The organism is Streptomyces sp. MK7, from assembly GCF_032658145.1.
Taxonomy (GTDB): domain Bacteria; phylum Actinomycetota; class Actinomycetes; order Streptomycetales; family Streptomycetaceae; genus Streptomyces; species Streptomyces spiralis.
Genome location: NZ_JAVACL010000046.1, coordinates 1 through 12715 on the forward strand (window position 1 = coordinate 1; position 12715 = coordinate 12715).

The 12715-nt window shown below is 70.5% G+C and carries 12 protein-coding genes and 3 pseudogenes; 4 read left to right on the forward strand and 11 right to left on the reverse strand.

Features of this window, described 5'->3' with window-relative positions; genetic code table 11:
- The first annotated feature begins 636 nt into the window (after positions 1-636).
- The 3 genes from R2S09_RS33030 (at position 637) to R2S09_RS33040 (ending at position 3547) form a co-directional block, all read left to right on the forward strand.
- On the forward strand, positions 637-1413 hold the full coding sequence (locus R2S09_RS33030; protein ID WP_316744991.1) for a hypothetical protein: 777 nt from the start codon (positions 637-639) through the stop codon (positions 1411-1413).
- 203 nt (positions 1414-1616) lie between these two features.
- Positions 1617-2597: a peroxidase gene (locus R2S09_RS33035; protein ID WP_316744993.1), complete on the forward strand. Its 981-nt coding sequence runs from the start codon at positions 1617-1619 to the stop codon at positions 2595-2597.
- 62 nt (positions 2598-2659) lie between these two features.
- On the forward strand, positions 2660-3547 hold the full coding sequence (locus R2S09_RS33040) for a hypothetical protein (RefSeq protein WP_316744995.1): 888 nt from the start codon (positions 2660-2662) through the stop codon (positions 3545-3547).
- Between the two features lie 834 nt (positions 3548-4381).
- Here R2S09_RS33040 and R2S09_RS33045 read toward each other — a convergent pair.
- The 3 genes from R2S09_RS33045 to R2S09_RS33055 are packed head-to-tail and all read right to left on the reverse strand — an operon-like array spanning position 4382 to position 5935.
- Positions 4382-4798 (reverse strand): arsenate reductase ArsC, encoded by a 417-nt coding sequence (locus R2S09_RS33045; RefSeq protein WP_316744997.1) that lies wholly within the window; start codon positions 4796-4798, stop codon positions 4382-4384.
- A 31-nt stretch (positions 4799-4829) separates the two neighbouring features.
- Entirely contained in the window at positions 4830-5564 is a 735-nt protein-coding gene (locus R2S09_RS33050) for an MIP/aquaporin family protein (protein WP_316744999.1), read from the reverse strand.
- Positions 5561-5935, reverse strand: coding sequence for a metalloregulator ArsR/SmtB family transcription factor (locus R2S09_RS33055; RefSeq protein ID WP_316745000.1), 375 nt, complete (start codon positions 5933-5935; stop codon positions 5561-5563). The genes R2S09_RS33050 and R2S09_RS33055 overlap by 4 nt, the downstream gene beginning before the upstream one ends.
- A gap of 104 nt (positions 5936-6039) precedes the next feature.
- Here R2S09_RS33055 and arsM point away from each other — a divergent pair.
- Positions 6040-6795, forward strand: a pseudogene (arsM, locus tag R2S09_RS33060) (arsenite methyltransferase); the annotation flags it as partial.
- Positions 6796-7275: 480 nt separating this feature from the next.
- Here arsM and R2S09_RS33065 read toward each other — a convergent pair.
- The 8 genes and pseudogenes from R2S09_RS33065 to R2S09_RS33105 all read right to left on the reverse strand — a co-directional run.
- Positions 7276-7599: pseudogene (locus R2S09_RS33065) on the reverse strand (class I SAM-dependent methyltransferase); the annotation flags it as partial.
- A gap of 128 nt (positions 7600-7727) precedes the next feature.
- The gene (locus tag R2S09_RS33070; protein WP_316745001.1) at positions 7728-7880 is read right to left on the reverse strand and encodes an EthD family reductase; all 153 of its coding nucleotides are present in this window, start codon (positions 7878-7880) and stop codon (positions 7728-7730) included.
- Positions 7877-8434 (reverse strand): dihydrofolate reductase family protein, encoded by a 558-nt coding sequence (locus R2S09_RS33075; protein WP_316745002.1) that lies wholly within the window; start codon positions 8432-8434, stop codon positions 7877-7879. The genes R2S09_RS33070 and R2S09_RS33075 overlap by 4 nt, the downstream gene beginning before the upstream one ends.
- A 62-nt stretch (positions 8435-8496) precedes the next feature.
- Entirely contained in the window at positions 8497-9435 is a 939-nt protein-coding gene (locus R2S09_RS33080) for a sigma-70 family RNA polymerase sigma factor (protein ID WP_316745003.1), read from the reverse strand.
- 279 nt (positions 9436-9714) lie between these two features.
- Positions 9715-10140: pseudogene (locus tag R2S09_RS33090) on the reverse strand (VOC family protein); the annotation flags it as partial.
- Complete coding sequence (locus R2S09_RS33095) at positions 10137-11219, reverse strand: 4-oxalomesaconate tautomerase (RefSeq protein WP_316745005.1); 1083 nt, start codon at positions 11217-11219, stop codon at positions 10137-10139. The pseudogene R2S09_RS33090 and the gene R2S09_RS33095, both read right to left, overlap by 4 nt.
- Positions 11216-11911, reverse strand: a complete 696-nt coding sequence (locus R2S09_RS33100) for a 4-carboxy-4-hydroxy-2-oxoadipate aldolase/oxaloacetate decarboxylase (protein WP_316745006.1) — start codon at positions 11909-11911, stop codon at positions 11216-11218. Before R2S09_RS33100 ends, R2S09_RS33095 begins: the two co-directional genes overlap by 4 nt.
- On the reverse strand, positions 11911-12669 hold the full coding sequence (locus R2S09_RS33105; protein WP_316745007.1) for a PIG-L deacetylase family protein: 759 nt from the start codon (positions 12667-12669) through the stop codon (positions 11911-11913). Before R2S09_RS33105 ends, R2S09_RS33100 begins: the two co-directional genes overlap by 1 nt.
- Between the last annotated feature and the right edge of the window lie 46 nt (positions 12670-12715).

The following is a 12715-nucleotide window of genomic DNA, read 5'->3' on the forward strand; positions in this document are numbered from 1 at the left end:
CGCTGGAACCGGGCCGGCCGGCCCACCGGCATCGAGGACGTCGAGACCCAGGCCGAGGCAGCCTGAAGCATCGACGAACCTCCCTGGAACCGAACGGCCGATGACCCTGTGGCGCGTCGGACTCCCGGACGGTGCCGACTTCACCGCGGCATGCGCCACCTCGCTCGGCGTGCACGCTATGACGCGGTGCGGCGTCCGGCACGGGCACCGACGTACCCCGGCTCCCCGCTCCGGAGCACCGGCGGCAAGGGCGTGGGGCATTACGAGGTCCGGCCGACCTCACGGCCCGTCGTTCGCTCCGGCTCCCGGAATTGCTTTGCCTCAGCGAACGGGACTCGCCCCTCGACAGGCCGTTGGGCCTTCGGAGCGCTGTCAGGAGGCGGCCCCCAAACCGTCGAAGGAAGCTCGCGCGCACGATTTGACGTTGCGGCAGTGGTGCCCCTGTTCGGGTTGGGGGACGCAGGTGCCGCGGTACGAGGGCGTGCGGGAGGTGGCTGATCATCGGCCCGGCCGTCGGGATGTGCCCGTCAGGCCCTTGACCGGGTGCCGCTTCGACGGAGGATGGGGGAAGAGAGCGGGTCTGCGTGGTGAAGTGTGGGCCTCTGACAACTCCGAAAGCAGGGAGTGTTTCTTCCGATGACCACACAGCCCGCACGCCCCGAGCGCAGCGGTCCCGAGACCGCCTCGGTCATGGATGTCTCGCCGTTCAAGCCTTCTCTCGTCAAAGCGGTGTTCAGGGACGTGACCTCGATGCAGGTCTCTCGGTCGGCCGCGTGGGCCGCCGCGTCGGTGACGCGGACAGTGCTGACGGAGATCATCGACGGCGCGAGGAGAGCGGCGGCGGAGGAGGCCCGGAAGAAGCTGATTCCCGGTGACCTTCTTACGGCGATAGACCGTAACGTCGAGCTCGAGGTGGGGAACAACTGGTACGACCACAGCCCGACGTTTCAAGGCCTGACCGGTGTCCTGTACGACGCCGAGGGCGTCATCGTGCCTTCTCGTAAGCGCAGCAGGTCGCGCAAACCGAGCGCTGTGGTCGGCGCCCACAGGTTCGAGGCTGGGGTGAAGAAGCTGCTGCGGAGCCAGGGGGCGACGGCCGTCCCAGCGATGGTCCGCGACCTGGACGGAATCGCGAGCGTGTTCCTGACGGACCTCGCCCGGGACGCGGCCATGGTCGTCCGCGAGGGCGGGGTCGAACGTTTCGGTACGGTCACCCTGGTGATGCCGGGCGAACCGTCCTCACCGTTCCACAAGGATTCCCTTCGGAGCCTGTCCACCCGCAGGGTGGACAGGCGGACCATCGGCAGGGACGACATCCTCGCCGCCACCACGATTCAGTTGTTCGGCGGCAACCTCAGGCAGCGAGCCCTCACCGAAGCACGCGAGGCGACACAGAACACTTCGGCCGGCTGAGCGGGTGCGACCAACGTCGCCTCCCGCACCCGCATCTGCTACCGCAGACTCGCCAACACTGTTTGAGCCCTCGCCGACCGACCCCCTGGCACGGGGCATGCCCTTGTGTCGGGGGCCGCATCCCTCGGGTCGAGTCGGGCGCGCCGTTCGCTCCCCCCGGTCGTGAACGACCGCTCGTGGAGGCCGGGTGCTGTTTCACGATCGTGGCGAACGTCAAGCCCGGCCGCGCCGACGCCATGCGGGAATACGGCCTTTCCCTGGCCAAGGCTCTGGAGGAAGACCCCCACCTTCTCGCGCCCTTGAAGTTGCACCTGACCGCCGTCCGGCGGCAGGACTGCTACGCGCTGCCCACCGAGACCGAGCACTTCGGCTATCGCGACGGCGTCAGCCATCCGGCCGTCGAGGGAAGCGGGATCGCCGGGTCGAACAAACTGGAGGCGCCGCTGAAGGCCGCGGAGTTCGTGCTCGGCTACCGGGACGAGATCGGCGGTGTGCAGACCCCGCAGCCGGAGGTGCTGGGACGCAACGGCAGCTACGCGGTCTGCCGCAAACTCCACCAGGACGTCGCCGCGTTCCGGCGTTACCTGCGGGACAGCGCCACCGGCCCCGAGGACGAGGAACTGCTCGCGGCCAAGATCATGGGGCGCTGGCGCAACGGAGCCCCCCTGGCGCTCAGCCCGCAGCACGACGACCCCGCTCTCGGCGCCGACCCGGACCGCCGCAACACCTTCCTGTACGAGCAGGACGACCCGGCGGGGTTCATCACGCCCGGCGGCTGCCACATCCGCCGGGCCAACCCCCGGGACGCCTCGGTGGCGGGAGAGGTTCGGCTCCACCGCATGATCAGACGCGGCGCGGTCTACGGCCCGCCGCTGCCCGAGGGGGTCATGGAGGACGACGGGGCCGACCGCCGGCTGATGTTCGCGTTCATCGGAGCTCACCTCGGGCGGCAGTTCGAGTTCGTCCAGTCGCAATGGATGAACGACGGCGTCTTCTCCGGCGCGAACGACGCCAAAGACCCCATCACCGGATGCCACGACGGCGGCGAACGCTTCACCATTCCCCGGCGGCCGTTGCGACGGCGCCTTGCCCCGCTGCCGCGGTTCGTCGTCACCCGCGGCGGCGAGTACTGCTCCCTGCCGGGTTTGAGCGCCCTACGCTGGCTCGGGGATCTCCAGAACTGACAGGCGGCGCGGCGCGCCGTGGCACAGCCCTCAGCGTCGGGCCGGCTGAAGGAGACTGCCTCATGGACACGCTGCACATGCTGCTCAACGCCGTCACCGTGATCTTCATCGCGGCGACCATGTTCGCCGCCGGCCTCGGGGCCACCGTCGCGGCACTGCGGTCCCTCTTCATCCGCGTCCCGCTGCTGTCGCTCGCACTGCTCGCCAACTTGGTGGTCATCCCGCTGCTCGGCTGGGGCATCGGCGCGCTGTTCGGCCTCCCCTCGGCAGCCTTCGTCGCACTCGTCCTGGTCGCCTCGTCCCCGGGTGGGCCCTTCGGGGCGAAGCTGGCCATGGTGCAGAAGGGCGATGTCGTCGCGGGCGCGGCGATGCAGGTGCTGCTCGCCGCCGTCGGAAGCCTCACCTTCGCCCCGACCGTCAACGGCATCCTCGCCGCGGCCGACATCGGCAAGGGGGTCTCACTCGACGTCGGGGTGCTGGTGCGGACCGTGGCGCTCCTGCAGCTCGTGCCGTTCGCCGTCGGCCTCTTGCTGCGTCGTTACGCCACGCCCACCGCGCGGGCATGGCACCCCACGGCGGTCGCGGTGTCGAACGTGACGTTCCTGATCGTGCTGGCGGGCATGCTGGTCGGGAACTGGCGTGATGTCGTCGCACTCCTCGGCTCGCTCACCCTCCTCGCGGGCTTTGTGCTCGCGGCCGTCGCCTTCGCCGTCGGGACACTCCTGGCCACAGGCCCGCCCGAGCGCCGCACCACCATGGGCGGCGTCGCCGCGGTACGCAATGCGGGTCCGGCCCTGGCAGCGATCGGCATCGCCTTCGGCGACCAGCCCGCCATCCTCGGCGCCCTCGCCGCACTTCTCCTCAGCGGTCTGGCCGCGTCCATCCCGATCGCCACGGTGCTCAGCGGCCGGCGAAGCGGCACCGCAGCGGCACCCGACACCATGCGCTGACCGGGCCGCTCGCAGTTCCGGGCATCCCGGTCACACCGGCGTGAGTGCCTGCTCGGTCCAGATGGTCTTGCCATCGGCCGAGTAGCGTGTCCCCCAGGCGTGAGCGAGTTGCGGACCGGAGCTTCCAGCCGACCGGGTTGACACTGGCGGACACCTGGAACCGCAAGGCGCCCCTCGGCTGGAGCGCACGAGGCTGACACTCCCCACATGGCACAGGTTGTAGAGACCGTCCGTGGGCGTCCAGGCCAGTCCAAGATGAGCGCGTAATGGCGGGTCAGGGCATTCTGGTCCGGGGCAGTCGACGCAGTTGGTGGTAGGCGTGTGAGAGCGGTGTGCGACGAGAGGCCCCGCAGGTGCGGCCCGGCGGGGCTTTTGAGTAGGTGGGATTCAGTTTCTGTCGTGGGTACCGTTGTACTCGGGTTCCTCTCTCGAGCACCCGAAGCAAGGACGCGGTGACGGCTGCGTCTTACGGCCGACGCGCGGCATCCGATGCGGGAACTCTTCGCGACCAACCAGGTCGTAGCTTTCGCCCTTGCAAAGGCCAACGCCTTTGGGGGCTTCTGCGGGATTGTCTGTTCCCTCCGACGTTGCGCGGAGCGCGTGGAGTGACCACCAGGGCATTGCGGGAGGCGACGGTCGCCGGCCTGCCTCGCGTCACCGCAGAGGACTGTGCGCCCGCTTCATCGCGCGTCCGCATCGCTCCGCCGGCCCGGTAGCGCAGCAGACAGTCGATCTGAAGGTGTCCCTGGAGGAGCGCGAAGCCGAACCGGAGGCTGCCCGGGCAGCCGGTCGGCAGCTGACCAGAGCCTTGAACCAGTGCGAGTGATCGGGCCGTCAGCCGGGCGTCACTTCCGAGATCAGCACCCGGACGCGGGCCTCGATGGCGTCGCGGATGGGGCGTACGGCCTCAACACCCTGGCCGGCCGGGTCGTCGAGCTGCCAGTCGAGGTACCGCTTGCCGGGGAAGACGGGGCAGGTGTCGCCGCACCCCATGGTGATGACGACGTCGGATGCCTGGACGGCCTCCACTGTGAGGATCTTCGGGGTCTCGGTGGAGATGTCGATGCCGACCTCGCTCATCGCTTCGACCACGGCCGCGTTGACGCTGTCCGCGGGAGCCGAGCCGGCGGAGCGGACCTCGATGCGGTCCCCCGCGAGGTGGGTGAGGAAGGCGGCGGCCATCTGGGAGCGGCCGGCGTTGTGGACGCAGACGAAGAGCACCGACGGGCGCGGCGTGGCGGAAGAGCTCATGAACGGGGGCTTTCTCGGGAGAACGGCTCGGTCAGGAGGCGGCGGGTTCCGGCTCGCCGTGCGGGACGACGACCTCATCCGGGACGGGAGCAGGGCGGCCGTAGACCACAGCGACGGCCCCCAGCCCGAGCACGGCTCCAAGCAACTGGGCCGCGACGAACGGGGCGACGGAGGCAGGGGCGATGCCGGCGAAGGTGTCGGTGAACGTCCGGCCGATGGTCACCGCCGGGTTCGCAAAGGACGTGGAGGAGGTGAACCAGTACGCGGCCCCGATGTAGGAGGCCACCGCTGCGGGGGCGAGCGCGGCGCGGCCGATCCGGCTGAGGCCGAAGACCACCAGGATCAGCCCGGCCGTCGCGACGACCTCGCCCAGCAGCAGGTGACCGGCCAACCGGTCGTTGGTGGAGAGCTTGACCAGCGGCTTGGCGAACATCGCGTCGGCCAGGGCCGCCCCGCCGATCGCGCCCGTGATCTGGGCGGGTACGTACGACGCGACGTCCCGCAGGGCCAGGCCGGCCGGATCACGACGGCCGGTGAACCAGGCGGCGAGTGTGACGACCGGGTTGAAGTGCGCGCCGGAGACCGGCCCGAGCAGCTGGATGAGCACGCCCAGGCCGAAGACCGTGGCGAGGGAGTTGGCGAGCAGCTGCACACCGACGTCGTGCGACAGCTCGGTGGCCTGGATGCCGGAGCCGACCACCACCGCCACCAGCAGCCCGGTCCCGACAGCCTCGGCGGCGACCCGGCGGGCGAGAGAGGCGCTCACGCACCGGCTCCGGCGGGCTGCGCGGTGGTCAGGAACGCGGCGAGCCGGTCCAGGACGCCGGGCAGCACCCAGTAGTAGACCCAGGTGCCGCGGCGCTCGCAGTCGATGAGTCCGGCCTGGCGCAGCAGCTTGAGGTGGTGGGAGATCGTCGGCTGGGACAGATCGAAGGCCGGGGTCAGCTCGCACACGCACACCTCGCCGCCCTCCCCGCGCGAGGCGATCATCGACATCAGGCGCAGCCGGACCGGGTCGCCCAGGGCCTTGAAGACCTTCGCCAGGTCGGCCGCCTGGCCCTCGTCCAGGGGCGCGGCGGACAGGCCCGGGCAGCAGGCGGCGTTCCGCCCGATCACCTCAAGTTCTTGTTTCGGCATGCCTCTATGTTGACGTTTTTCGATTCAAGGCGCAAGGTTGCATCAATGAACGTCAATACAGGTCGTTCCGGGCCGTGCTGCGGCCCGTCATCCGGGAGTGAGTCATGAGCGAGCAGATCACCACCGACCTGCGGGAAGCCGTCCGGCAGCGGTACGCGGCGGCGGCCGTGAGAGTCGCCGAGGGCGACGCCGCCTGTTGCGGGCCCGAGCCGGTCGAGGTCGACGAGAACTTCGGTTCCACCCTGTACGCCGCTGACGATCGCGACGCGCTGCCGGCGGCAGCCGTCGCTGTCTCCCTCGGCTGCGGCAACCCCACCGCCGTCGCCGAACTGCGCGCGAGCGAGCATGTTCTGGACCTCGGTTCCGGGGGAGGTATCGACGTCCTGTTGTCCGCCCGTCGCGTCGGCCCCACCGGCAAGGCGTACGGACTGGACATGACCGACGAGATGCTCGAACTCGCCCTGTCCAACGCCGAGAAGGCCGGCGCGACGAACGTCGAGTTCCTCAAGGGCACCATCGAGGCCATCCCGCTGCCCGCGAACACCATCGACGTCGTGATCTCCAACTGCGTGATCAACCTGTCCACGGACAAGCCCGCCGTGTTCGCCGAGACGTTCCGGGTGCTGAAGCCAGGCGGCCGTATCGGCGTCTCCGACGTCGTCGCCGACGACACCCTCACGCCCACCCAGCGGGGCGAGCGCGGTGACCATGTGGGCTGCATCGCGGGCGCGCTGTCCTTCGCCGAGTACCGGGAGGGCCTCCAGGCCGCGGGGTTCGTCGACGTCGAGATCACCCCGACGCACGCCGTCGCCGACGGTATGCACTCCGCCATCGTCCGCGCTGTCAAACCGGTGGCCGCTGACACCCTTTCCGGGGTGACGGATTCCGCCGATACCTGCTGCGGTGTGAACGCCTGCTGCACCCCGGCCGAGACGTCCGCCGACCCCGCCCTGACCGTCACCGGGGCCAAGAGCGCCTCCGGGTGCGGCTGCCGGACGGCCCACATCGGAGTCCGGCAGTCGGCCGGCTGGAGGGTATCTGGGGCAGGCTGCGGGTGACGCGCCACAGTCGGCGCGGGAGGTCGCACTCCTCGAGGGCGTGGACCTCGTCGAGCGTCCGGCCGCCGGCGAGGGCGTCGACCAGGGTGTGGTCGAAGAAGTGCACGGCGAAGCCGCCGTGTTCGAAGATGTCGTCCCTGCGGGCGGTGTCGGCGCCGGCGGGGTTCCTCCAGGTTCGAGCGAAGTCGAGAACCGGGGGAGGGCGTCGCCATGGTGCCGGACGGTGTGGACGAAGACGCCGCCGGGCTGCGGCACGCGGTGTACCTCGCCGACCAGTGCGTGGATCTCTTTCGTGGACAGAGCCATGCACAGCACCATGTGCGCGAAGGCCGCGTCCACGGACGCGTCCGGCAGTCGCAGCGGGTCCCGCACGTCGTTCACGACGGCGGTCCTCCGTTCCGCCACCCCCGGCCGCCGGGCAGCGTCACGCAGTCGCTCCAGGACCGTGGCGGAGAAGTCGGTGGCCTGGGCGGTGAAGCCCTCGCGGGCGAGGTGCAGCGCGTCCCGGCCGTGGCCGGCGCCGAATTCGAGCGCGCCCCGGGCGTCGGCGGCATGGAAGACCGCCGCCGCATGGACTGCCCGGGCAGACGCCTCGACTCCGTAGATGCCGGGACGGGCGGTGCAGGCGTCCTGTCAGTGCTCCGCTGGGTATCGGCCAGGTCCTGCCCGTCGTCCGTCACGGACGTCGTCCTCTCGTGCTGGTGAAGCGAGGTGCAGGCCGAAAGCCCGACCCGTCAATAGTCCACGGCCTCGATGTCACGGCCGACCGTGTACCGGCGCAGCCCGGGCAGCCGCCGGCCGAGTGGAATGTGGACCTCGCGGTAGTGCCGGTCGAACGCCTCGGGGTCGGTCGGCGTCCCGTAGAGGGCGAGGAAGCGAACCGTCATCGTGCCGCCCTCCGGTACTGCACGAGGACGGCGGCTCCGGACCGCTCGGCCGACAGGCACTCCAGGTCGGTGCGCGGCCCGTCGTCGGGGAAGAGCCGTCGGCCGGTGCCGAGGATCGTGGGGAAGGTCAACAGGCGGTATTCATCGATCAGGTCCTCGGCCATCAGCGTGTGTACGACGCTCAAGCTGCCGGTGATGATCACATCGCGCTCCTCGCGCTTGACGGCGTCGATGAGGCTGCCGTCGATGACCTGCGAGTTCGCCCATGCCGAAGTGTCGGTCAGCGTCCGGGAGGCGATCAGCTTCGGTGCGGCGTTCATCCGTGTGGCGAACGGGTTGTCCCGTCCGGGCCAGATGTGCGAGAACAACTGCCACGTCGTACGCCCCAGCAGCATCACCCCGTCCTCGAGCGTGCTGCCGAGCCGGAACTTGTCCCCGGCGACCGTCTCGGGGCCGTGCCGGAAGGCCCAGCCGCCGGTCGGCGTTCTACTGGAGCCGTCCGGGTCGGACACGATCCCGTCCAGGGTGATGAACTCAATGACGATGACGCTCACGACGAGTTTCCTTTCGGCTTCGGTCGATGCTCGCCGGTACCTACCGGCGACATCGGCTCCACTCATCGCGCCGGGCGAAACTCGTCGGAAGAAATCTGCCGGGGCAGGCCGAACGCCTGGAACACCTGCGGGTCGGCGAACACGACGTTGCGCCGGATCCGGCCGCCGGTGACCGTGAAGACCTGCAGTGTGTGCAGCCGATGCCTGGCGCCGGGCTCCGGCGCGTACGCGGCGAGCGCGGGCTGCCCGTTGGCGGTCAGGGACGTCATACGCCAGCCCGTCCCGCGCATCGCGAACACGCGGTCCATGAACAGGCCGTAGTCGCGGCTGCCCCGGTACCACAGCGGCACCGGCGGCATCTCCAGGACCGCGTCGTCCGTGAGCAGTTGCACGAGCGCCGGGACGTCGGCAGCTTCGAACGCCCGCACATACCGCTGAATCACCGCGCGTGCCTCGGCATCGTCCGGCTCCGTGACCTCCTCCACGCCGCCCACCTCCACGAGGGCGGCACGGGCCCGCTGCAGCGCGCTGTTGACGGCCGCGGCGGTGGTCCCCAGCTGCTCGGCGACCTCGGCGGCGCTGAACTCCAGTACCTCGCGAAGCATCAGCACGGCCCGCTGCCGCGGCGGCAGGACCTGCATCGCCGCCACCAGCGCGAGCCGCATGTCGGTCCGTACCTCTGCATCGAACCTGGCGTCGGGGAACGGCTGCAGCCAGGGAATGTCGAAGGCCGGAGTGAGCGGCGCCCCGGGATCCTCACTCGGCGCGCCCAGCCCGGACGGCAGTGGCCGACGCGACCGCCCCTCCAGCGCGGTCAGGCATGCGTTGGTCGCGATCCGGTACAGCCAGGTCCGCACGGACGCGCGCGTGCGGTCGTAGCGGTCGCGAGCCTTCCAGGCGCGCAGCATCGTCTCCTGCACCAGGTCCTCGGCCTCGTGGAACGAGCCCAGCATCCGGTAGCAGTACGCCACCAACTCACCCCGGTACGGCTCGAAGTCCACGGGCCCATCATGGCCCACCCAGGCACCTCACACTGGAGGACGCCGTGAAGTCGACGTCCTGCGACATCACATCGGGCTTCGCCCGTCCAAGCCCTCTGGCCCGGCCGCGTAGGGGTTGCCACCGAGCCGGGTCGTGCCGTCGATCAGTTCGCGCGCCGCGTCCAAGCGGCCGCTGGGGCAGGCAACTTCGCAGAGCACGTGGATCAGGACGTGTCGCACGTCAGGCAGCCCGCCAGCCCGGCCGGATCTCCACCGGCCAGGCAGCGGGCTTCTGTTCGGGCGTGGCGGCGACGAGTACGGCGTCCGCGTGCGCGATGGCCGCGCGTCGGGGGCCTGGTAGTGCTCGCTCACTCAGTACAGGGCGTGTTCGTGGCCGTCCGGGTCGGTGGTGACGTACAGCTCGCCGAGGCCGGGCTCGTCCTCGACCCACTTTCCCGCGCCGCCCGCCGCCTCGATGGTCTGCACCCGGCGCCGGAGCGCCTCCTCGTTGGAGGTGCGCAGGGCGAGGCGGCCGAGGCCCGGCTGACCGCGGGCGGTGAGGACGAGGCTGTGGTGCTCGTAGTCGTCGAAGGTCCGCAGGTAGACGGTGTCGCCGTCCTGTCCCTTGACGGTCAGGCCCAGGAAGTCGGTGAAGAAGGCGACGGAGGCGTCCAGGTCCGGAGTGAACAGTTGCGTGTGGGCGATGTCGCCGAGAGGCGAGGTCATGAGCGACCTCCTGCTGGTGGTACGGGGAAGACGGTGCCGTCGAAGATCTTGCGGGCGGTGCGGACGACGGCGGTGCGACGGGCCCGCAGGCCGCCGTCGGGGGCGCGATCGATGCTGCTCTCGATGTCAGTGAATCCGCTGGGATGCTCGATGCGGAGCCGGTCGCCCCCTTCGAGGAGGGCCGCGATGCCGTGCGCGACGCTTCCCTCGATCCGCAGCCCGGCCGCCACGCTCGCGGCGCCCAGGACGCCGATGGAGGTGTGGACGCGGGCCGGGATGAAGGTGCGGGTGGTGACGGCGCCGCCGTGGCGGGGCGGAGAGAGCAGGGTGAGCTTGGGGACGGTGGTGTCGGTGACGTCGCCGAGACCCATCAGGTGCCCGGCTGCCAGCCGTATTTCGTGGAGTCGGGCGGTCAGTTCCCGGTTGCTCTCCAGGTCCTTCGGGTCCTCCTGACCGGTGACCTTGAGGGCCTCGGCCGGGATCAGGACGGTCGGCATGCCGTTGTCGACGCACGTGACCTCGATGCCGGCGACCGTGTCGCGCACGTTCCCCGTGGGCAGCAGCTCTGCCTTGCCGGGTGGGAACTCTATGACCACGGCGGCGGCACTCCCGGGGACCCCGGAGATTTGAGTGTCGCCGCTGTAGTCGACGCGGCCGTCCGGAGTCGGGAACGTCGCCGTGGCGAAGTCACCGGAGTTCACCATGCGGATGCGCACGGACGTTTCGCCGCTCCCGGCTCGTACGAGTCCCCGCTCGACGGCGAACGGGCCGACCCCGGCGAGCAGGTTGCCGCAGTTCTGGCGGTCCGACACCTCGACTTTGTCCACGGCGACCTGGAGGAAGAGGTAGTCGACGTCGGCCTTGGGATCGGCCGACGGGGACACCACGGCGACCTTGCTCGTGAGCGGGTGGGCGCCACCCAGGCCGTCGATCTGGCGCGGGTCCGGGCTGCCCATGACCCGCAGCAACAGCTCGTCACGGATGGTCTGTTCGGTGGGCAGGTCGTCGGCCAGGAAGTAGGCGCCCTTGGAGGTGCCGCCGCGCATCAGCATGCAGCGGACCTCCGTGGGGCCGGTCACGACTCGACCTCCTCGTACGACCGGTAGGTCACCCCGAGCCGGGTGAGCGTCTCGCGCAACCCGTAACGGTCCAGGCCGAGTTGGCCCTCCAGGAAGGCGGCGCGAGCCCCGGCCTCTTTCCGCTCGCGGGCCTCGGACGCCTCGGCGGTGTCGCGGGCGCGCTCGCGCGGGACGACCACCACGCCGTCGTCGTCGGCGACGATCACGTCACCGGGGCGGATCACCTGGCCGCCGATCACGATCGGTACGTTCACGCTGCCGGCGGTCGCCTTGACCGTGCCCTGCGGGCTGACGGCGGCGGACCAGGCGGGGAAGCCCATCGCGCGCAGTTCGGCGGTGTCGCGGATGCCGGTGTTCATGACGACGCCGCGCACCCCGCGATGGGCGAGGGCTGTGGCGAACAGCTCGCCGAACAGGCCGTCCGCGCAGGGCGAGGTGGTGGTGACGACGAGGATGTCGCCCTCGCCGCACTGCTCGACCGCCGCGTGGATCATGAGGTTGTCGCCGGGCCAGCAGAGCACCGTGACGGCCGTGCCCGCGATACGGACACCTTGCTGGATCGGGCGCAGATGCGGGCCGAGGAAGCCGGTGCGGCCCATGGCCTCGCCGACGGTGGCCGTTCCGTGGCCGGCGAGCGCCTCGACGTCCTTCGTCTCGGCCTTGGGCGGGTTGGTGACGATCACGCCGGTCATCAGGCGAGCTCCTTCGCGATCTGCGGGTAGGGCCGCATGTACGCCTCGGCCATGGTCTTGTGGGCCAGGCCCAGGTTGGGGCCGGCGTTTCGCTTGAGCTGCACCCCTCGGCGTACGGCGAGATCGGTGTAGTAGTCCCACAGGTGCTGCTGTGCGCCCAGGCACTCCATGGCCTTGCGCTTGGTGTCCCAGACCTCGGTGATGTCGAGGAGGACCTCGGGCTTGAAGCCGCTCATCTCGGGCTGGTGCGGCTCGAAGTAGAAGACGGGCGGGGCACCGATGATCCCGCCCCCGCCGGGGTAGCCGATGGCCTGGGCGAGGACGCGGGCCTCCAGCGCCATGCGGTTGGCGGCCGGGTGGTCGCCGTTGTACGGGTCCTCGACCGGGTGCGTGAGCACGACGTCCGGCTGCGTCTCCCGGTAGACGGCGACGAGCCGGTCGGTCAGCTCGGGGGTGGCGACCAGCGGGTAGTCTCCGGCGTCGAAGAAGCGGACCTCGGCGCCGAGCGTCGCGGCGGCGCGCTCGGCCTCCTCGCGACGGATCGCCTTGATCTCGTCGAGCTTCTTGCCTTCCCGCCACGCCTTCGCCGACTCGCCGCGCTCGCCGAAGGTCAGGCACGCGATCGTGACCTGCTCGCCGCGGGAGGCGGCCAGGGCGATGGCGCCGCCCGCCCGCCACACGAAGTCACCGGCGTGTGCGGTGACGACGAGCGTCGATCGGGGCCGGGTGGCGGCGGGTGCGCCGTTGCCGTGGGTCATGCTGCATCTCCTTGGTGACAGGTGTGCACCCGCCCCAGGAGCGGGT